19 protein-coding genes and 2 pseudogenes are annotated in these 21,138 nt (G+C 39.9%); 8 read left to right on the top strand and 13 right to left on the bottom strand.

Annotation, left to right across the window (positions count from 1 at the left end; genetic code table 11):
- Positions 1–259 precede the first annotated feature (259 nt).
- On the bottom strand, positions 260–1,129 hold the full coding sequence (gene pheA, locus H6F47_RS18275) for a prephenate dehydratase (RefSeq protein ID WP_190650381.1): 870 nt from the start codon (positions 1,127–1,129) through the stop codon (positions 260–262).
- A gap of 460 nt (positions 1,130–1,589) precedes the next feature.
- On the opposite strand from pheA, the gene H6F47_RS18270 reads away from it, so the two are divergent.
- The gene (locus tag H6F47_RS18270) at positions 1,590–2,177 is read left to right on the top strand and encodes a DUF1997 domain-containing protein (protein WP_096570157.1); all 588 of its coding nucleotides are present in this window, start codon (positions 1,590–1,592) and stop codon (positions 2,175–2,177) included.
- Here the strand turns inward: H6F47_RS18270 and H6F47_RS28575 are convergent.
- From H6F47_RS28575 to H6F47_RS18255, 4 genes are all read right to left on the bottom strand, one after another.
- Positions 2,137–2,259, bottom strand: a complete 123-nt coding sequence (locus H6F47_RS28575) for a hypothetical protein (protein ID WP_268932429.1) — start codon at positions 2,257–2,259, stop codon at positions 2,137–2,139. The genes H6F47_RS18270 and H6F47_RS28575 overlap by 41 nt on opposite strands.
- Before the next feature lie 50 nt (positions 2,260–2,309).
- On the bottom strand, positions 2,310–2,975 hold the full coding sequence (locus tag H6F47_RS18265; protein WP_137667409.1) for a ribonuclease HII: 666 nt from the start codon (positions 2,973–2,975) through the stop codon (positions 2,310–2,312).
- Between the two features lie 8 nt (positions 2,976–2,983).
- A complete protein-coding gene (locus H6F47_RS18260; RefSeq protein ID WP_190650379.1) occupies positions 2,984–5,107 on the bottom strand; it encodes an Rne/Rng family ribonuclease in 2,124 nt (707 codons plus the stop codon).
- Positions 5,108–5,686: 579 nt separating this feature from the next.
- Positions 5,687–8,410 (bottom strand): TIGR03960 family B12-binding radical SAM protein, encoded by a 2,724-nt coding sequence (locus H6F47_RS18255; RefSeq protein ID WP_190650377.1) that lies wholly within the window; start codon positions 8,408–8,410, stop codon positions 5,687–5,689.
- A 528-nt stretch (positions 8,411–8,938) separates the two neighbouring features.
- On the opposite strand from H6F47_RS18255, the gene H6F47_RS18250 reads away from it, so the two are divergent.
- Positions 8,939–9,136 (top strand): hypothetical protein, encoded by a 198-nt coding sequence (locus H6F47_RS18250; protein WP_096570148.1) that lies wholly within the window; start codon positions 8,939–8,941, stop codon positions 9,134–9,136.
- 25 nt (positions 9,137–9,161) lie between these two features.
- Here the strand turns inward: H6F47_RS18250 and H6F47_RS18245 are convergent, their stop codons facing one another.
- Complete coding sequence (locus H6F47_RS18245; protein ID WP_096570146.1) at positions 9,162–9,518, bottom strand: hypothetical protein; 357 nt, start codon at positions 9,516–9,518, stop codon at positions 9,162–9,164.
- 240 nt (positions 9,519–9,758) lie between these two features.
- Here H6F47_RS18245 and clpS point away from each other — a divergent pair, with 240 nt between their 5' ends.
- The 3 genes from clpS to H6F47_RS18230 all read left to right on the top strand — a co-directional run bounded on the left by clpS (position 9,759) and on the right by H6F47_RS18230 (position 11,265).
- A complete protein-coding gene (clpS, locus tag H6F47_RS18240) occupies positions 9,759–10,040 on the top strand; it encodes an ATP-dependent Clp protease adapter ClpS (RefSeq protein WP_096570144.1) in 282 nt (93 codons plus the stop codon).
- A gap of 78 nt (positions 10,041–10,118) precedes the next feature.
- Complete coding sequence (locus tag H6F47_RS18235; RefSeq protein ID WP_137667407.1) at positions 10,119–10,934, top strand: type II CAAX endopeptidase family protein; 816 nt, start codon at positions 10,119–10,121, stop codon at positions 10,932–10,934.
- A 31-nt stretch (positions 10,935–10,965) separates the two neighbouring features.
- The gene (locus tag H6F47_RS18230; RefSeq protein ID WP_137667406.1) at positions 10,966–11,265 is read left to right on the top strand and encodes a hypothetical protein; all 300 of its coding nucleotides are present in this window, start codon (positions 10,966–10,968) and stop codon (positions 11,263–11,265) included.
- 115 nt (positions 11,266–11,380) lie between these two features.
- On the opposite strand, the gene H6F47_RS18225 is transcribed toward H6F47_RS18230, so the two are convergent.
- The 5 genes from H6F47_RS18225 to H6F47_RS18205 form a co-directional block, all read right to left on the bottom strand.
- Entirely contained in the window at positions 11,381–11,818 is a 438-nt protein-coding gene (locus H6F47_RS18225) for a hypothetical protein (protein WP_096570138.1), read from the bottom strand.
- 272 nt (positions 11,819–12,090) lie between these two features.
- Positions 12,091–12,732, bottom strand: coding sequence for a pentapeptide repeat-containing protein (locus H6F47_RS18220; RefSeq protein ID WP_190650375.1), 642 nt, complete (start codon positions 12,730–12,732; stop codon positions 12,091–12,093).
- Between the two features lie 31 nt (positions 12,733–12,763).
- Positions 12,764–14,131: a DICT sensory domain-containing protein gene (locus tag H6F47_RS18215; RefSeq protein ID WP_137667404.1), complete on the bottom strand. Its 1,368-nt coding sequence runs from the start codon at positions 14,129–14,131 to the stop codon at positions 12,764–12,766.
- On the bottom strand, positions 14,082–14,249 hold the full coding sequence (locus H6F47_RS18210; RefSeq protein WP_190348491.1) for a hypothetical protein: 168 nt from the start codon (positions 14,247–14,249) through the stop codon (positions 14,082–14,084). Before H6F47_RS18210 ends, H6F47_RS18215 begins: the two co-directional genes overlap by 50 nt.
- 39 nt (positions 14,250–14,288) lie before the next feature.
- Positions 14,289–15,884: a photosystem II high light acclimation radical SAM protein gene (locus H6F47_RS18205; RefSeq protein ID WP_190348492.1), complete on the bottom strand. Its 1,596-nt coding sequence runs from the start codon at positions 15,882–15,884 to the stop codon at positions 14,289–14,291.
- A gap of 662 nt (positions 15,885–16,546) precedes the next feature.
- Between H6F47_RS18205 and H6F47_RS18200 the strand changes: the two genes are divergently transcribed.
- The 3 genes and pseudogenes from H6F47_RS18200 to H6F47_RS18190 form a co-directional block, all read left to right on the top strand.
- Positions 16,547–16,981 carry a DUF1830 domain-containing protein gene (locus H6F47_RS18200; protein WP_096570130.1) on the top strand — a complete coding sequence of 145 codons (435 nt, stop codon included), beginning with the start codon at positions 16,547–16,549 and terminating at the stop codon, positions 16,979–16,981.
- A gap of 380 nt (positions 16,982–17,361) precedes the next feature.
- On the top strand, positions 17,362–17,823 hold the full coding sequence (locus H6F47_RS18195; protein WP_190650373.1) for a DUF4079 domain-containing protein: 462 nt from the start codon (positions 17,362–17,364) through the stop codon (positions 17,821–17,823).
- 200 nt (positions 17,824–18,023) lie between these two features.
- Positions 18,024–18,182 (top strand): annotated as a pseudogene (locus H6F47_RS18190) (ATP-binding protein); the annotation flags it as partial.
- Here H6F47_RS18190 and H6F47_RS18185 read toward each other — a convergent pair.
- The gene (locus H6F47_RS18185) at positions 18,142–19,446 is read right to left on the bottom strand and encodes a hypothetical protein (protein ID WP_137669423.1); all 1,305 of its coding nucleotides are present in this window, start codon (positions 19,444–19,446) and stop codon (positions 18,142–18,144) included. The pseudogene H6F47_RS18190 and the gene H6F47_RS18185 overlap by 41 nt on opposite strands.
- Positions 19,447–19,490: 44 nt before the next feature.
- Positions 19,491–20,345 (bottom strand): annotated as a pseudogene (locus H6F47_RS18180) (cysteine synthase family protein); the annotation flags it as partial.
- Positions 20,346–21,138 lie beyond the last annotated feature (793 nt).

Here is a 21,138-nt window from a genome sequence, read left to right as displayed (position 1 = left end):
CTGAGAAAGTCTTTCCGTGAGGGCATAGGAGTCAGGAGTCAGGAGTCAGGAGTCAGGAGAAGATTTGAAAATTTCTTTGCCATCTCTTGAAATCCCAAAAAATGCACACTTTTTCCGGTATACCCTTCCAAACCCTTGCACTAATTTCTGTGTTTATCAGCCTCTAACCTTTGATATATCAAGGTTTTAGGTTTATTCAGCAAACCCTACTTAAACATCAATTACCAGCTAAGCTATAAGTTATTAGCAGAAGATGATATTAATCGGTAACTGTCAAGACACTATAACTACCAAAAATTTTTAGCACTTCCGTAGAACTGTTTAATTCTGCTAAAGCTGAAGTCATTAATGGTGAACTGACTGCCGCCTCTGCATCAATGAAAAATAAATATTCTCCCAAGGAACGCTTAGTAGGACGAGATTCAATCCGACTGAGATTGATTCCTAGATGGGCGAATACTTCTAAAGCTTTAACTAATGCACCAGGAAGATTTGCAGGTACACTAAAAGCTAAGGATGTGTGAGTAGGGTTGAAACCATTATTTTCCGTACTTTCTTTAGCCACTACCCAAAAGCGTGTACAGTTGTCAGGATAGTCGTTAATTCTACTAGCGAGAATAGGTAAATTATAAAGTTGGGCGGCTCTCTGAGAAGAAATTGCTGCTGTTTCCGGTGCTTGCGGTAGTCCTTGTAGTGCTTCAGTAGTAGAATTTCTGGCTATTAAATTGGCATTGGGCAGAAATTTGGCCAACCAACTTTGACATTGTGCTAATGCTTGGGGATGGGAATAAACTGTTTTAATATTTTCTAATTGATTAGCACAGGAAATTAACGCATGATTGATTGGTAGAACCAAAGCCAGTTTTATTCGCAAGCTGTCTAACTGCCACAGGCTATCCATTGTCATGCTGACGCTGCCTTCAATGGAATTTTCTACAGGTACAACAGCTATATCAGCTTGTTCTGTAGCTACCGCTTGTAATGATTTGGCAATAGTAGGATAAGGTGATAAGGTAGCTTCTATCTCTTGATTGCTTTTTAGCCAATTGAGATAAAAAGAAGCAGCTTGTTCTGAGTAAGTTCCTGGTGGTCCTAAATATGCGATCGCCGCAGGTTCACATTTTTTCATGACAATTTTAGATTTTAGATTTTAGATTTTAGATTTTAGATTTTAGATTTGTAATTAGGGTTTGCTGAATAAACCTAAAACCTTGATATATCAAAGGTTAGAGGCTGATAAACACAGAAATTAGTGCAAGGGTTTGGAAGGGTATACCGGAAAAAGTGTGCATTTTTTGGGATTTCAAGAGATGGCAAAGAAATTTTCAAATCTCCTCCTGACTCCTGACTCCTGACTCCTGACTCCTATGCCCTCACGGAAAGACTTTCTCAGCAACCCCTAATTAGATTACAGGAAGCAAGGAAAAAATTTTTCTTCTCTGTATCCTGACTCCTGTACAGGTTTAGCAGTGCTAAACCCCTACCTTCTGCCTTCTTTTAAGTGATTATGAATAAATTTGTTGATTTTATGCAAACCAATATAGTTTATTAAAAAATATTACAATAAAACATATTGCTATAATCTACTCATGGCTACCAAGTTTACTGCCTCTCAATCGGTCGAAATTCTTGTCCCCAAGCAACCTATCCCTATTCAGCACTACTTGCGTCAGCCTCAACGTCTAGTGAGAACATTAGCTGACAATAGTATGATTCAGCAGTTATCTGAGGAAGTGTTTCGCTTGAAAATGCGTCCTCTGGCTTTTATGTCTTTAAGTATTCAACCTACTGTAGATATGAGAGTTTGGGCGGATGCCCACGGAACAATTTATTTACGTTCTGTAGGGTGTGAAATCAGAGGTTTTGAGTATATTAACCAGCGTTTTGCTCTCAATTTAAAAGGGTATTTATCACCTTACCACAATGGTAATGACACAAGGCTACAAGGAAAAGCCGATCTAGAAGTGTTGGTAGATATTCCTCACCCATTTTCCCTCACTCCCAAGTCGATTTTGGAAACCACAGGGAACGGTTTACTTAAAAGCGTGTTGTTGACCATTAAACAAAGATTATTACATCACCTCCTCGCTGATTATCGCCATTGGGTAATATCACAAACACAAATAAAAGAAATTGCTAGTGATAATACAGAAATGGGATTGTTAAATTTTGAATGATTGGTGGTTGGTGACTGGTGACTGGTGACTGGTGACTGGGGACTGGGGACTGGGGACTGGTGACTGGTGACTGGGTAATCAATTTTATGTTTTTTAATCAGCTATTACCAATTACCAATTACCAATTACCAATCACCTGAGTTGACAAGGACGAAAAGAGAGACGATGTAAGGGTGATGGACCGTATTTTTGCAAAGCCAGCAAATGTCGCGGGCTGCCATAACCCTTATTGTTTTCTATGTCATACATTGGATACTTAGATGCCAAACGCAAAACTAAATCATCACGCCAAACTTTAGCCATAATACTAGCAGCTGCAATGTTGAGCGATCGCCCATCTCCATTGACAATAGTTTGTTGCGGTATATTCAAATCCTTTACCATCTGATTACCATCAACTAAGCAAAGTGCGGGCTGTACCTTTAGCTTCAGTATAGCCCGCTTCATTGCTAACAGCGTTGCTTGCAAAATATTGAGCTTGTCAATTTCCGCAGTAGCAGCATAACCAATTTTCCAGTCTAAAGCCAGTTCAGCAATTTGCTGTGCTAACTGAGTTCTACGAGAACTAGACAACTTTTTACTGTCGTTAATTTTCAAAGCCATCAGTTGTGGCAAAGCTGCTGGCGGTAATATCACTGCGGCCGCAACTACAGGACCAAATAACGCACCACGCCCCACTTCATCCACACCAGCAACCAACCCATGAATATCTAAACCTATGGAAAATTCCCACCAACTTGATTCGCCCAAAGGTGTAGTTGACAAAACAGATGCAGGTGTTGGCTGTGTCTCTACCATAAAAGCGGTTAACTGTCCTCCAGTGCGGAAGAACGACGGCGACGACGGCGATTAGGAATAGAAGTGCTATTGATTATTTCCTCATCATCTGTCAAAGAGTCAAATCCTATGGATTTAGAATCTTCCAGAGGCGGCTCAATTCTGGATTTTGGCAACAAGGATGGTTCTTCTACCTCAACTTTTGGTGTTGGCATTTTGACTCTGGTAAATTCAGATGTAATTGTTTCGGGAAATGTGGATTCTGAGGTAGATTCCGTTGCGCTATTTGGTGTTTGTCCAGGTTGAACAATGTTAAAAATCACAGATTTGGCATTTTTAACCTCTGACTCTAACTTCACAGCCGGAGAAATGCCCATTTCAGCATACATCTTTTGTTCCTGGTCTGTCATTTCCACGGAAACAATCTGGGGCGGTTCTACAACTGGTTTAACCGGCTCTATCTTCATTTTGGTTCGCTCTGGTCTTTCCCAACCACCTTTACCAAGAGTGGGGGTTCGCATAGCTTCTCTTTCCCGGAGAGGATCTGAGAGAAGAGAGGGAATTTCCGATGTGGGGGTTAGCTCATTGTCACCATCCAAGTCTAAATCTAAATCATTGCCAAATCCCAATGAATTACCAGACCTGACTTCATCTTTGCCATTAATGCCATTGATACCGATGCGACTGCGACGGGTGCGGGTACGACGTTTGTTGTCACCCAATTCTTGATAACTGGGATGGTTGATCAACTGGCCAACCTCAGAATCACTTTCAAAACCCTCGCTAAAGCCATCATAAATGTCCCTAGTTTCCCTGATTTCTGGGAGGCGCGCAGATGGTGTTTTCACTTCTCTTTGAGGTGTGGGTGTAAACCGATCTGGTATGTCTGCTGCGGGGATGGGCATCCGGTTTTCTATTTCCCCTGGTAAACGTACAGTATGTCCTAAACCGCCACAGGTGGGGCAAGTTTCGCCAAACAATTCATAAATATTTTGACCTTGGCGTTTGCGGGTAAGTTCTACTAAACCTAACTCGGTCAGTTGGGCAATTTGGGGACGAGCTTTGTCTGCTTTAAGGGTTTTATTAAAGTGTTCTAAAACTTGCAGTTGGTCGCGTCGTGATTCCATATCAATGAAATCAACTACAATCACACCAGCAATATTCCTGAGTCTGAGTTGACGGGCAATTTCTGTAGCCGCTTCGCAGTTAGTCCACAGAACGGTTTCTCTAGCTGTGGCGGAACGGGTGAAAGAACCAGAGTTAACGTCAATTACTGTTAATGCTTCCGTGGGTTCAATAATAATGTAACCACCAGAAGGTAAATCTACTCTTGGGCGTAAAGCTTCACGAATAGCAGCATTAATGCGGAAGTATTCTAAGATGGGTGAGCGATCGCGGTGATGATCAATTAATACACCTTGTGGTGTTTGACCGCCACTCCAGTTTTGTAAATACTGTTTAACTCGTCGTAACCCAGTGCTGGAATCAACTACAATCCGATTCACATCTGCACCGTACATATCCCGCAATACACGCTGGATAAAGTCATCATCTCGGTTGAGCAAAGCAGGAGCGCGGGTAGAGACTGCTTCCTGCTGAATGACTTCCCATTGTCTTTGTAGCAATTCTAAGTCTTCAATTATTGCTTCCTCTGGTTTGCCTTCGGCTTCTGTTCGCACCAGTACACCCATACCCGCAGGTTTAATTAAAATTGCCAGGGCGCGGAGGCGGTTGCGCTCACTTTCACTTTTAATTCGCCGGGATAGGTTCACACCTCTACCATAGGGCATTAATACTACATAACGTCCTGGAAGGGTAATGTTACCTGTAAGCCTTGGTCCTTTTGTTCCCGTTGGCTCTTTCATCACCTGCACCAATACTTTTTGCTGTGGTGTCAGCAGTTCAGTAATGGCTGCGGAACTACGTTTTATTTTCAACGGTCCCAAGTCAGTAACATGAATAAAACCGTTGCGTTCTGGATCGCCGATATTGACGAAGGCTGCGTCTATACCAGGTAATACATTTTCTACTACGCCTAAGTATATATCACCAATTTGATGATGACCAGTGGCAACAACGAGTTCTTGTATTTGATCTTCCGAAAATACGGCAGCAATTTGATGCTGCTCTGCGATAATAATTTGTTTTGGCATTCAAGTTCCTCAAAAATTGGCAGCACCAATGGGGATTACAAGGAGCTTATTTTATACCTCTAGCCCCCTACTGGTAGCCCTACAAGGCGCTACTGGTAATAAAAATTTCTTTCTCTGACATAGCTTCCCATAATTGAAAGCTGTTAACAATACTGTAATTGCGTTTACACGCCTGATTATTCCAGAACCGTTGCATGAGTTTTCAGTAATTACATCAACCGTCTATGGTTGATGATTTCTGAACCACTACCTCGACCATCTGGGGTTTTGGTATTGGTACAGGTGTTGTAAAAAGCATAGAGTTAGAGACTAGGCGTAAAGCTATTGTTAGTCACTGATTCACTAGGTAGCTATAGAGAGAGTGTATTTTCACCTGCCTTAGTTGTTTCGGATACAATCCTAGAAACTACACTCTCATTATTTTTGCTTGCACTCCCTGATGATCAGGGTAGTGAATCAGATTATTCAACGCAGCGCCAGAAAATTTCTCTTCACTTTATTCTAGCGCAACCTTGCTAAAAATCAATTCCTATGAATATGCTTATTCCGGGTAACTACTAGCAAGTTACCCTTGAGGAATTATGTTTCTAAAACTAGCCGATTGCGGTGGATATGCAAGAGATGAAATTCTGCACCAGCCACTATTTCTAGTATAGACAATATTTGCTCAGGACGCAAGATCACACCGTCATGACGACAGCTACCCAAATAACGCAAGATAGCTTGAGACTCGGCTGGAGATGTGTTCACCTGCACTAAATCTATTTCAAACAAGCGATCGCGTAGATTTATGCTCTGCTGTTTACCTGATTTAGTCATAACCTCTGACAAAATCTCATCTTGATCCAGTATAGCCACAATCCAATCTTGCCATTTGTCAGCTTCCACATTTCCGGGTGTAGAAATAGTGAGCAAATATTCCGCTGCTTTCATAGCTTGGTTAGCTGCGGGTGCTTTCAAATCTATTTCTTCTATTCTGTAGATGGGGATATCTGACGGTAGTTGACTTACCAATTGGGTGCGAAAATCTTCTACATCCATCGGTTGAGTGAGTTCAAAATCAACTATTTCCCCACTGCTGGTACTTCCCAAGGATAAAGCACTAGCTAAAGCAATACGGGGATGGGGATGAAACCCACCAGTAAAAGCTACTGGTAAACCTGCCCTTCGCATCACTCTATCAAACAGGCGCATTAAATCCAAGTGACTGACTAAAGCCATATCACCTTGTTTCCCAAACCAAACCCTTAACCGTTGTGCTTTGGTGGTATTGGGGACAAAATCACCGACAAACTGAGGAATTGCAGGTGGTTCTATAACGATATTATGACCGAAATCAGTGCCACAGACACCACAATGGGAACAACCTTCAAAAGAGCAGTCAGGAACAACAGCAGCTTCTAGAGCGCGTTTTAAGTCCTCTTGCAGCCACTTTTTATCAATCCCTGTATCAATATGATCCCAAGGTAAGGGCAGATCCAGAGGTGAAGAAGGTGACAGGTGAGCCAGCGCGGTCTTGGGGGTTTCCCCCATAAGCGACTGGCGAACTCCGAAGGGGTGACAGGTGACAGGTGACAGTTTTTCTTGTTCTTCGTTACCTAAAGAAAACAGATTCCATTCCCCATTCTCCACCTGACGATATTTCCAATCTAGTCCAGCTTCGGCAATTGCTTCTCCCCAAGCCTTGAAAGCTGTTTCTACACTGTCATACCAAGAGTCCATTCCTGCACCGAGTTGCCAAGCACGAAGGAGGACTTTTCCTAAAGAGCGATCGCCCCTGCCTATAAAGTCTTCCATCGCAGAAAGGCGAATATCCGTAAAATTCACCTTTACATTACGAATACGCCGAAATTCTTGTCTTAACAAATCTTGCTTGCGGGCAAACTCAGCAGTAGAAACGGAATGCCATTGAAAAGGTGTGTGGGGTTTGGGGGTAAAATTGGAAATTGTCAGGTTAAAACTGATCGGTCTCCTACCTTGACCCCGACATTCTCGCTGTAACCATCTGACTGTTTCCGCTATTCCCAAAACATCCGCGTCCGTTTCTCCTGGTAAACCAATCATAAAATACAGCTTGATTTTATCCCAACCTTGTTCCCAAGCTGTTTTTACTCCTCGTAATAATTCTTCGTTGGTTAAACCTTTATTGACAATATCCCGCATCCGTTGAGTACCGGCTTCAGGCGCAAAAGTCAAGCTTCCTTGTCTTGTACCTCCTAAAATATTAGCGATATTCTCATCAAATCTATCTACTCGTTGAGAAGGTAAGGACAGGCTAATATTCTCATTTTTTAAGCGGTTTTTGATTTCCATCCCCACTGCGGGTAAGGATAGATAATCAGAACAACTCAAAGATAACAGGGAAAATTCATTGTAACCGGTTGCCCGCATTCCTGCTTCGATCGCTTCTACCACTTTTTCTGGTTCTACATCTCTTGCAGGACGGGTTAACATTCCTGGTTGACAAAACCGACAACCACGGGTACAACCCCTTCTAATTTCTATGGTTAGGCGATCGTGTACCGTTTCTACATAAGGTACTAAACCAATAGAATAAGCGGGAATGGGTGTAGCAACTCTTCTAATGATCCGTTCAGGAACATCAGGACGCAAAGGTTTAACCGCGCCATTTTCCCCCAGTTCATAAAATTGTGGCACGTAAACACCGGGAATCTGTGCCAAGTCTAATAATAATTCTTCCCTACTTAGACCGGCGGCTTTTCCTTCAGCGATCACTAAACCAATTTCTGGCAATAGTTCCTCACCATCACCCAAAGCAATAAAATCAAAAAAATCCGCGTAAGGTTCAGGGTTAGATGTGGCAGTTTGTCCACCTGCGAAAATTAATGGATATTGGTGACTGGTGACTGGTGACTGGGAAGAAGAACCTTCTGAACTCCTTTCTTTCCAAGTCAGGGGTATTCCTGCTAAATCTAACATTTCCAGGATGTTGGTTGCCCCTAGTTCATAACTGAGGCTAAAACCCAGAATATCAAACTCTGTTAATGCCCGTTTTGACTCTACTGCAAACAGGGGTATTTGGTTGTTGCGAAGTTTTGCGCCCAAGTCTGGTGCTGGGAGATAAGCGCGATCGCACAACTGATTTGGTTGGACATTCAAAATGTTATACAGGATGATATGCCCCAAATTAGAAGCACCGACTTCATAAACTTCTGGGTAGGTTAACACCCAACGTACAGTTGCCGCATCCCAAGGTTTATGTACTGCTAAACGCTCATTACCCAGGTAACGGGCAGGTTTTAAAATATCCGATGTTATTAATTGCTCTACTAAAACAGCCACTTTGCTATCTTTTAGCTAACTTAAATTACAACTTATCTCTTTCAACTTAGCATTTATTCTGTCTTTCAGGTCAATTGTTCACAGTAAATTAGAACTATATTAAGTAGATCAACATAATTAAACCTATTTCCGATCTGAATTAATCATTCATCTGTGTAATTCTTAATCCTCAATCCTGACTTCTGACTTCTGACTCCTGACTCCTGACTCCTGATTCCTTTATTAAATCTTTATTGCTTTATTGCTTTGTGACTTTTGTTTAAAGATTGTTATAACTACAAGGCGAAATGTATATATAAATACATTTTTTTTCCTTGGGTTAAAAAACAATCTACATAGACAGCCAAAATGCAGATTAATCTTCTGTCGTCATGATACTAAACCTGGGAATAGCTATCACTCTGTGGATTTAAGCCAAAATTACCGTTTGCTTGTGATCTAGATCACTAATTTATAGATAGCTAGATCACTTTTTATACCGATACCAATCTTGGATAATGGGTAACAATTAAAGGTGAGTGATTTTTTATGAACACACAATATGCCATTCGTCAACTGGTAGAGAAAGCGTTGCACATCAAAAAATTAACGCCAGAAATCGAAAATGAAATTAACTCAGAACTGACTCAATTAGGTTATATATCTGACGTGGACTACGAAGCTCTAGAATTGTTAATGGCAGAGATGGACGCTGGACGAGTGCAGTTAGTTCCACGCTGGGGCTAGTAACTGTTAGTTTTTCTGAATAAATTCACAATTCTTGAGCATCTTGGCACGCTTGCCAAAGCTGGTGGATAAACTGATTTAGTTGCTGTTGGGCAACCGTATCTGTGTCAGCTTTTGGTTCTTTTGGTAAAAGTTGACTCAGTAGACTAATCACTTCTGTATCTAAAGCAGTCCGAAATAATTTGACAGGCCATAACAAGTCAGACGCATCTCGCAGATCAGTTATCAGGGGTAGTTCGTGGGTGAAGTTAGCCAGTAGTAAAGGACGCACCCAGCATACATCACGATCAGTCACAACTTGAATGACTTCAGCATAAAGGTTTCTGTTGCCATAATCTAAAGACACTATTTGTCCTGGTTGAAAGTTGGGGCTAATATCCATAGCAGCAGAAGATGAGGCAAAAACTTTGTAGTATTTTTCTTCATTTTAAAAGTAATATTGCTGTAGTATTATGATTATAATTGGAATTTTTTAATTCTAATTACCAGTTATAACCACACAGTGAGAATTTTTCTAGCTGGAATCAAAACAAAAATGTTATAATGTAAATAAACAACTGTTAAGCATGATGTTTAACAAAAATAATATTGTAGTAAATTCACGATCAAAGAGCAAAGAGCAGTGTCAGTAGAAACTATTCAAAAGCCTTCCACAACTCGCAAGCTCGCGCCTCGGTATCGCGTTCTACTCCATAACGATGACTTCAACTCTATGGAGTATGTAGTTCAAGTGCTAATGACCACAGTGCCGAGTATTACCCAGCCCCAAGCTGTTAGTATCATGATGGAAGCTCACAACAACGGATTAGCTTTAGTAATCACCTGTGCTTTAGAACACGCTGAATTTTATTGTGAAACTTTAAAAAATCATGGTTTGAGCAGTACCATTGAACCAGATGAATAGTTATTGGTCATTAGTTATTAGTCACTGGTCATTAGTTAATTAGTAGTATATTGTTGACTAATGATATTTGACTAATTCATGAAAAAAATTAATCTATCTCAAATTTCCCAAAGTCCCGCCCCTGTTAGGGTGGGTTGTTTTATCTTGTGTTTATTGGTTTTATGGTTGCCTTTTGCAGTACCAATATATTTACTGGTTGAAGATACTAATTTAGAAAGTATCTTGACAATGGTACTACTTTATGCAGAGTTTATTTTTCTACTGAAGTTATGGGGTAAGAAAGTTTATCAACAACCTCAGATATTAAAACATTATGGGTTAGAATTTTCCCACCTAAATGGCATAGATTTTGTGCAGGGTTTAAGTATAGGATTAATTAGTATTTTAATAGTATTTAGTTTACAGGGTTGGTTGGGTTGGTTATTGTGGCAACAACCAAAAGTGTTTTTAGTCAAAATAATTTTAGAAGGTTTACTGGTTGGTTTCGGTGTTGGTTTTGCGGAAGAATTATTATTTCGTGGTTGGTTATGGGATGAGTTAGAGCGAGATTACAATTTAAATTTAGCAGCTTGGATAAATGCCATTTTATTTGCCGTTGCCCATTTTATTAAACCGTTAGCAGCAATCATTTATACTTTACCACAATTTCCGGCTTTAGTATTATTAGGGTTAACGCAAGTATGGGGAAAGCTTGGTAAAAGAGGGCGTTTAGGTTTACCGATTGGTTTACATGGTGGTTTGGTTTGGGGTTATTATATTATTAACGTGGGAGAATTAACAAAATATTCGGGAGTTGTTCCTGACTGGGTGACAGGTGTAAATAATAATCCTTTACAGGGAATAATGGGGGTATTATTTATGGGTGGACTAGCTTTGTGGATGAAGAGGAATTGATAGTTGATAATTGATAGTTGATAATTTAATAATGATTAAATATTTTGTGATGCTGCTGGTTTTCATTTTTGCTTGTTCTTTTCCTTTTACATCTCCAGCTTTAGCAACAGTATGTAGGAATTATCAAGGGCAAGAAATTTGTATTTTGAGTATTAAACGCAGTGCTAAAAAATATTGGGAATATCGAGCATCTGTAAGTATTAATGGTAAAAAAACACCAATGGAAGTTTATAACTGTCGGGGTAAATTTAAGGTAAATAAAGATGGAAATGTGACGCTATTCAAAGATAATAGTCCTGGGGAAATGATTTGTAGTTTTTTTAATAAATGATAGCGTATTTTCTTAATAAATGTGGGGGGCAAGACTTGTACTGAGCGCAGTCGAAGTAAGTCGAAGTGCGGAGTCGAACTATGTCGAAGTATGCCTACCCCACAATAGTTGTAGCTTAGTTTTTAGTGTATTTATCAATGACTTGAGCTAAACTAGGTACAGCGTCTTCCACATTTTTTTTGACTGAACTGCGGAGTTTATTATAAACACCTTTGATAGTAGAGTTACTGCTTTTCTGAATCCGAATATCAGTAATACTCAGCAATAAATCTGCTGTACGAGAACGATTTTGACTAAGATATCCGACAGCATCACCTGTATTTAAACCTTCTTCCCAGATAGGTTCTAGTGCAGCGAAAGATTCTGGTAAAAGACGCTCAATTGCACCAGCACAGTATCCTGGACTAATTCCTTTAATAACTGCATATCCAGTTTTGATCGCCATCCCAGAAATACCACTTGTAGCAGCAACTTGAGTATCTAATAAATTTGTCAAATCAACTAAAAGTGTCTGTCTTTTATTATCATCAGCAAGACCATCAATCAGCGCCATTGTTATGTTCCTTAGTATCAATGTGTTGAGTTTATATTTCAGGTAGTTTATCCCGTAATTAGGAAACTAGGGACTGATTTATTATTTATTTTGTGCCGTAAAAATTCGCCAAATAATAAATAAAGTAAATCCTAAATAGGCAAATACTGTGAGCCATTCTTGAAGGCGACTAAATGAATCATTCATAATATATAAGAAAATATCTTTTTTGACTAGTCATTGGTGAGTTAGAGTTGAAGTTTACCTGAAATTAAATTCCTTGGCAAATAAAATTATTCAGGAAGAATTTCCAGGATTGTACCCACCAAACAAGCCTGAACTAGATTGACACCGATTAAATTTGCAGCTTCTAATTCTGCACAAAGTAAATTTGCTCCGGTTAAATTTGCCCCTGCTAAGTTAGCTCCCCGTAAATCGGCTTCTTCCAGATTGGCTTGACTTAATGTTGCCCCTTGCAAATCAGCGCGACTCAAATCTGCACCTTTGAGATTTGCTCCTGTGAGGTTTGCACCACGTAAGTCAGCACTACGTAAGTCAACACCTTGTAAGTTTACACTCATCAAATTAGCACCACTTAAAAAAGCACCGGCTAAAGAAGCATCATTAAGTGTAGCACCCATTAAGTTAGCACCACGCAAGTTGCTGCCTCGCAGATCGGCGCTGGTTAAGTCTGCTTGCATTAAGTTAGCTCCCATTAAGTTAGCCCGCAAATCAGTTTCTAGCAAGCTTGCACCCATTAAATTTGCACCTTCAAAATGTGCGCCTTCGAGTTTAGAACCTGTAAAGTTAGTACCAACGAGGGTGGAACCGGCTAAGTTAATGCGGCTTAAATCAAGTTGAGATAAATCCTCGTCTTCTAAGTCTGATCCTGGGAGTTGTGTAATTTTTCCTAATTTAATCGCTTCTATGTTCATGGGTGAATTTTTAATTTTTAATTTTTAATTTTTAATTTTTAATTTTTAATTCTTGACTGTTCCAGCGAGAATCAATCAACCACATACTACTACTAAATTTGGGTGACATGATGGGTAAGTCCAGTCCCTGTTGTAAACCCATAACTAACAAAGATAGGGTATCTATGAGTTTAGGGTCAAAACGGGTAGATTGTTGGTGTCGACATTGTTCTAGGGCATTAGCAAAGATATTTTGTCCACTTTGATCTGAGTATTTTTGCTGACTGACTCGCCATTGAAAGTCTGCTGCTATTGCTAATATTCTTGATTCTAAAGGAATTTCTTCACCTGTTAAACCTGCTGGTTCTCCTGTGCCATTCCACCATTCGGTTTGATGGGTAATAATTTGGGCGATCGCTCTGAGTTGGGGCATTGTCCGTAATACCTGCGCTCCTGGAACTAGGGGACAAATTGGTCCTGCTACTTGTTCTGTGGGCTTTTTGGGGGATGTGAGGATGCTTTCGGTTTGTTGCAGTGGATCGATTCGATGTAGTAACCCAGCTAGACGTAATCTTTTAATTTGCCATGCGGGTAGTTCTAGTAATTGTCCCATGATTTCGGCGATCGCAGCTACTTCGGCGGCGGCCATGGGATTTTGAATATCTGCTATGTCTATTAATTGTGCCATCCGCAAAAATGCCTGGACTTCGTTAGAAACCAAGTTGGAACTCAAAGTGTTTTGGCGTGTGGCTGTAGGATAGGATAAAGTATTTTCACCACTTTTTAGGTAGTCAATGACCAGGGAAACGACTTTCCCAATCTCCTCTGGTGAAGCTATTTCTGCCTTGATTGCTTGTTTATGCTGGGTCAGTTTTTGGGCTAGTTCTGGGTTGTATTTTTCGATGTGGGCGATCGCTATCTCGGCGGCTTTCAGAACTACATCCGGCTCAAATGTCCACATTCCATAGAATTTGCGCTCTAAATCTGACCCCGGTAGTCCTGTAACTCCATAATCTTCATCTGATAATTCTTGACAAATTACCATTGATGTGTATTGTGGAGACAGAATCATCAAGTGCCATTCTTGGGATACTGGATCAGATGTTTGTAGTGGTACTAAATCTACATTTGCTAGTTGACTGGTGGGATGTTCAGCAAAACCGGCATCACTGGTAGCCATAATTGCAATTTCCCGGCTGCACTTGGCAATATCTGCATATCTTTGGGCTTCTTGCAGATACCATTTGCCTCTTTGAAAGCAGGTAATTACTATTGGTTGATCTTCTTTACTTAAAATATGGTCTTCTAAAGCATGACATAAAGCCACTAAGGTATTTTTATAATACACGCCAAAGCGAATAGGTCTATTGCTATGACGATAGGCTGTTTCTAATTGTTGGAGAATTGAACCTTGTAACATGGAATTTTGGTGATTGGTGATTGGTGATTGGGGATTGGGGATTGGTGACTGGGGATTGGTGACTGGTAGTTGGTAAGAATAAACTCTTGCCTTTTGCCTCTTGCCTTCTTACTGTCACCTGTCACCTGTCACCTGTCACCTGTCACCTCATACACACTCAGTTTACACTAGCCAATTGTTTCTCAGTTTTTTCCACAATTGGGGCTGTCAGTGCTGTTTCCAACTCAGCGCAACCTAATCTTGCTTCTAAGATTTTCATTACTTCCCTACCGAAGTCGTTGGGGTTTTGTCGCCAAGCTTGTAAACAGACTTCTCCGAAAAATGATCCTAATGGTTCTGGATTCCAAAGTAGTTTTTTGGCAGTCCAGGGCATCAAACTCATAGGATTATACCCTGGTTTGAGGATACCTTCTTTAAAAGCATATTCTTCCAGGTGGGTATGGGGTTGCAGTCCAATGAAGAAAATAGCAGGTTCAACTTTATCCGCGCCAAAAATCCGTTCTAGTTCTCGATGATAGGCTATAGTTTGGCGGATGGTTTCGGGACGCTCATCAATGACGTTAAATGAGTAATTGACGGAAACCATATCATTAAAACCTGCTGCTTTCAAGTCACGGCAGTTTTGCAGTACAGTCCGCAGGTTGTAACCCATCCGCATTTTCCGTACCAGTTCTTGAGAACCGCTAGTAATGCCGATTTCAAAATAATTCATCCCGGTTTTGGCCATCAACTCACACAGTTCTGGTGTTAAGTTGTCTGCTCTAATATAGGCCGCCCAGTTAATATCTGTCATGCCAGAATCAACTATTTTTTGCAATAGCTCTATTGCATCATCAATATATCTGCGGGCGGGGATAAATTGAGCATCGGTAAACCAGAAGTTACGGACACCGCGATTATATAGTTGGCGGATCTCGGCTACAACTTCATCGGCGGGATTAATGCGTACCTGCTTACCTTCAACTACTGTGTACACACAATAACAGCAGTTATGGGGACAACCGCGCTTGGTTTGTACACCAATATAGAAATCTTTATCTTGCAGGTAGTAGTTAATTTCTGGCCAGATGGTTTCTATGTAGTCGTAGTTACAAGCGGTTTTTTCTAGGGGTGTGGGTTGTTCATGGATCAGGCGTTGACGGGGTTGGTTTTCTCCCACTACATAACAACGTTCATCCCGAAATTCTTGGCCACTGAGGTATTTTGTAAGTAGGGTTTCCCCTTCACCTACGGAAATTATTGTTCCTGAAGGTAGGCTTTTTCCTAACTGTTCATAAAATACGCTGACTGCACCACCACCAACAACTGCACGGGCTTGGTTATGATATCTTTGGGCGCGTTTTAAACCGCGTTTGATTAATCCCAAGTTGCGCCATAGTTCTACATAGTAGGCGATGAAGATCCGCAACCCGCCTAATGCACCCCGTAATTTAATGAATGGGTTTTTGGCATAGTAAAATTCAAAGGCGTTTTGTAGGGGGTTGCCACCTCTACCTCCTACTGGTGCATAGATTTGAATATCTCGCCAAGAAAAGACTAGGAGTGTGGGTTTAAATTCGTCAATACAGCGATCTAGGGCGCTGCTGTAGTCCAGGGGTGGTACTGTTCCTAAATCAAATATTTTTTGTTCGATGTTAGGGAATAGTTTGTGGACGTGATCACTCAGGTAAACAACCCCAATGGGAAAGATGGGGTTACAAGGAAGGCGAACGTAAAGGATTCGATTTTCCATCATGGTTGTTTCAACTGCCATCTTGCCAATTTGTAGGGGAAAACTAGAGAAATATCTGGTCTGAACCTGTGGGTTTGTGGTGTTAATCTTAATTTACCAATATTTTGCTTGACATTTGAGCCAGTTTTTGATATTGGCAAATTTACTTTCAGGAAGAGTGAGAAAAGGTAAGATTGCTGGGCATCAGAATCATTGATGGTTAGCAATAGATAAAGTTTATGAAGAAAATTTCATATATCTTTACCATAACATTGATCTCTACCCAGATTTGGTAACAAGTTTGGGTAAGGTTGCTCATTGAAACAAGAATCCCCTAAGGCGGGGAGCGTCAATAATTCAGTGATGATTGTCGCCTGCAAATTAGCAGATGTAAATCAGTAGATCGATAAAATTGAAAAACCAACTTCTCAGCAAGCCAGGGGTTAGTAGCCTTGTCTGACAAGCTTTCAGGGTTGTTAAGTTCACAGAGGGGGAACAGCAAAACTAAAGAAATTTAGTTGAAAATGTATAATAATGCAAAAATTAAGATATATTTGCCAATTTTTTTCCAAAAAAACATGACTTTAGATAGAAATGATGCAGAAAATTTCAGTTGGTAGTCGCAGTTACAGCAAATGGGGATCATCCGATGTTAGTTTTGGTTGTGTAATGTAAAATTGTGGCGTAAAAGCTCCTCAGCAGTTATGGCTCAAATATTAGATTCTCTACCACCGGAGCAATCGGGGAAAATTCTCTGCTGCTACGTCAATGCTACAAGTAAAATACAGGTGGCGCGTATTTCCAATGTTGCTAACTGGTACTTTGAAAGGGTGGTGTTTCCTGGACAAAGGCTAGTTTTTGAAGCGCCGAAAAAAGCGCAAATGGAGATTCATACAGGAATGATGGCGAGTGCGATTTTGTCGGATACAATACCGTGCGATCGCCTAGCACTGAATGAACCTGGTAGTGATGAGGGTGATCAAGACTCAGCCCCAGGAATAGAAGCTGCAAACACCAATGCGATGGTGTCGGAAATGAATACAAAAATTGAAGATACCACAAAACCTTTACAAAATATCACAGCCTCCATGAAAACCTATCAGTCACAACATGAGTTTTTACTGAATCTGGGAGTGTGACAGATGGGAAGGTTAGTTAATGTCAAAAGTTTTAAAAATCCCTGGATTAATATCCTTTGATTAAAAAAAAGCACGTTTATTAAATTTGAGGGTTGCTGAACTCAGCAGCCTTTTTTATTTTATTGGAGAATAGGGAATAGGGAATTGGGAATTGGGAATTGGGAATTGGGAATAAGTTAAGAATTTTACCGTAAGCATTCAGCCGTTCACAAATGCACCGAGTGTACACTTCCTCATCAATCTGTGGTATTTTATATTGAGGAGGCAGGATTTATTTATTTTGGATTTTGGATTGTTTGTGTCAACTCCAATCTCATAAAAATTTCTCCCCCATCTCCATATCTTCCTGTTCCCTGTTTTTTGACTTTTAATTTTTTACTATGAACTTACCTTCTTTTTTATGGTTGTGGAAAATAGCAGCTTGGTCTATGGGTTTAGCGATTCTAGCTTATGTTATTTTAGCAATGTCTGGTTTTTGGTTATGGCAAGTTAGAAATACTGGACGTTCTCCCATTGGTGTGGTTTTACCAAAGGTGAATAATATAGTCAAAAACTTTCATTTTTTTATTGGCTTCACTATGGTAAGTTTGGTATTATTATTGTTATTTATTGGTATTATGGGGACTTTAGGACATTTTGGTTCTTTGGGTCATTCTTTACATTTATTCGCTGGTTTATCTGTGGTAATTTTGGTTTTAATTTCTGCTTTTAGTGCAACTCAAATTAGTACAGGTCAATTTTGGGCTAGACCTTTACATATTACTTTGAATATGATTCTTTTCTTTGGTTTTGCTTGGGTTTCTTTGACTGGTTGGACTGTTGTACAAAAGTATTTACCATGACAATAAAAATTATGCTAGGCTTGATATGATTGAACCGCAAAGGACGCAAAGGACACAAAGGTAAGAGTTTTACAGAGAGTTTTTCGGGAGGCTATGTTTATTTTTATATTCTTTTGGTTTTGAGGATTTTTAATTTTTAATTTTTAGTTTCTATGCGATTAATATTAGTTGAAGATGAAAAAGATTTAGGTTTTATCGTGGCTGATCGTTCTCGAAATACTGGGGGTTCGGGTTTGGGTTTAGCTATTGCTTTGGCCATTACCCAAACTCATAAAGGTAAATTAGAAGTAGAAAGTCAGGTTGATCATGGTTCTACTTTTACGCTGTCTTTACCACTCGTTTCCACAGTAAACAAGTAATTTCTACTATCATTGATGTGATCATAGCTATAGCTGCGGCTATTGCTCCCTTCATTCCTTTATTAATAGCTAAACTGGCAATTATTAATAAAGTTCCTGTTGCTAACCATGTGGATAGATTAACATGACCTGTACGATTTTCACTTACTAAAAAACCTTGTGTGGCATTTTGCAAAGCTACAAATAATGGCACAATGGCACATATTAAAAGTACAGGTTTGATGCTATTTGCAAGGGTAAGATCATTACCGATAAAACTTTGAACTATGCGATCGCCTATGGGTGTTACACTCATCAATAATAATAATGTCGAACAAACTGCACCTACGCTAATAGCAAAAGTCAAAAGTTGGCGATCGCTCACTTGATGGCGATATTTAATTACCATTTGTTGTACCATGCGGGTAGAATTAGCAATTACTAATACCAAACCCCACGCAGCAGACCAAGCAGCAATAGCAATTGTAGCATCTTGAGCGCGAGCAAGAATACTAATTAATATCGCTCTCCCTCCCCAAACTACCATCATTGTATTTGCTAGGGGGAAATAAAATTTCCATACCTGGGCTAAGTTTTGGGGTAAACCAGGTTTGGTTTCTGTTTCTGGGGGTATGGTTGCTCCACTGCGATAAGCAAAAAATGTTACAGCTACAGCTTCAACTATCACCCCACTAATGAGAGCTATTCCTGCTAAAACACCCCCAGATAGTTGTATTAAAAACCCACTTACCAGAACTAAAGCCAATGTTAAAAGCCTGAAAATACTAGCTATAGCTAACGCACGGGGTTTACCGTGGTAAATTAATAAACCTTGGAAATAACGCCGCCATGCGATCGCAAACGGCCAACCACAAGCTATTAATAATACTTGACTGACTGTAGCCAACATTGCCAAAGGAATACCCAACAAACTCGCACCAACAGAATTAAATATGATAGGTATTCCCAACAAACCTAATAAAAAACTAAGTCCTACACCAGCAAACAAAGTAAAACGCCATAATGCTGCCCTAGATTTTTGTGATCCAGCCAAAGCATTAGCAGCGTGAAGGATCATAATAATAGGACTTTCAAAAAATATTGCCAAAGACTTAGCTGCACCTACAGCCGCTATATTCACCTGAGCATCAGGAAGATAAGCTAAAGTAGTAGTCATCATCGGATCACCACAGGCCATAGTCACATCACTCAGGGATAAAGGCAAAAATTCCCGCCATAAACTCCCTAAACTTATATTTTTAGATGTATATTCTTCTAACTTCATTTCTTACTCTTTGCGTCTTTGCGTCTTTGCGTGAGAAAAAATATTTAACTTTTAAAACTAACCTGCGATTTAACAAGATCCAAAGGTACAGGATAAAGCTGAGAAATAGCTGTTACCAGATCGTCACTTTGCAAAATGTGAATATTTTGTCCAGCTAACCAATCGGTATTGTAAACTGTTTCTAGATAGCGATCGCCCCGATCAGGATTTAGTAACAACATAGTTTGAGGCTTGTTAAATCTTTGAGTATCAGCTAAAGCTGTGGCAACAATAGCACCAGTAGAAGCACCTAAAAGCATACCCTCATATTGAGCCAAAGCATGACAGACAGAAAAAGCCACAGCATCATTGACGCTATAAGCAGCGTCTAACACCTGGGGGTCAAAATTGGGGGGAACGAAGGATAAACCCAGTCCTGTCATCTTATAGGGGTGTCTGGGAGTACCAAAAATAGCCGATCCAGCCACATCAACACCAATAATTCTGGTTTGGGGATAATATGTTTTAAAGTAGCGACTAATACCCCCTAATTGACCGGCTGTACTCACACCTATAACTATAGCATCAGGCGCACCCCCGAAAGCGTCAACAATTTCCCGCGCTGTCCAAAGTTCATGAGCATCAGTATTAAGAGGATTTTTATGTTGACATGGATACCAATCGCCAGGTATATTTGCGGCTAATTCCTGAGATTTTGTCATTCTCGCTACCTGCATTGAACCTTGAGCATCGGCAGCATTTAAAGGAACTTCAACGAGTTCTGCACCATAAGCAGTAAGCATTCGGCGCATAGTTACAGGTGTTTTTGCATTAATAACAATCATCACCCGATAACCTTTAGTTGCACCAACAATAGCTAAACCAATACCAAAGTTACCAGAACTAGATTCAACAATTGATAATTGACAATTGATAATTGATAATGGGTAAGGGGTGATTTAATAAAAAACTGATGAAATTCTGAACTTCTGAAATTACAAACTTCCCAAAAATCGAATTTCTCAAAAAATCGCAACTTCTCAAAAATCCCAACTTCTCAAAATTGCAACTTCTCAAAAATCCCAACTTCCCAAAAACCGAACTTCTGAAAATATGAACTTCCGAAAAATCGCAACTTCTCAAAATCGCAACTTCTCAAAAATCCCAACTTCCCAAAAACCGAACTTTTCCAAAATCAAACTTCTGAAAATCTGAACTTCCTAAAAATCAAACTTCTGAAAAATCCCAACTTCCCAAAATCTGAACTTCCTAAAAATCAAACTTCTGAAAAATCCCAACTTCCGAAAATCTGAACTTCTGAAAAATTACAACTTCCGAAAATCTGAACTTCTGAAAAATTACAACTTCCCAAAAACCGAACTTCTGAAAATCAAACTTTCCGAAAAATCCCAACTTCCTAAAAACTGAACTTCTGAAAATCCCAACTTCCCAAAAACTGCACCTTCAAAAAATCGAACCTCCCAAAAACCGAACTTCTGAAAAACTGCACCTTGCAAAAATCCCAACTTCCCAAAAACCGAACTTTTCCAAAATCAAACTTCTGAAAATCTGAACTTCCCAAAATCAAACTTCTGAAAATCTGAACTTCCTAAAAATCAAACTTCTGAAAATCTGAACTTCCTAAAAATCAAACTTCTGAAAATCTGAACTTCCTAAAAATCAAACTTCTGAAAAATCCCAACTTCCGAAAAT

Origin of the sequence: Sphaerospermopsis sp. FACHB-1094, from assembly GCF_014696195.1 — a bacterium.
GTDB lineage: Bacteria > Cyanobacteriota > Cyanobacteriia > Cyanobacteriales > Nostocaceae > Sphaerospermopsis > Sphaerospermopsis kisseleviana.
This window is presented reverse-complemented; position numbering and strand designations above follow the sequence as displayed.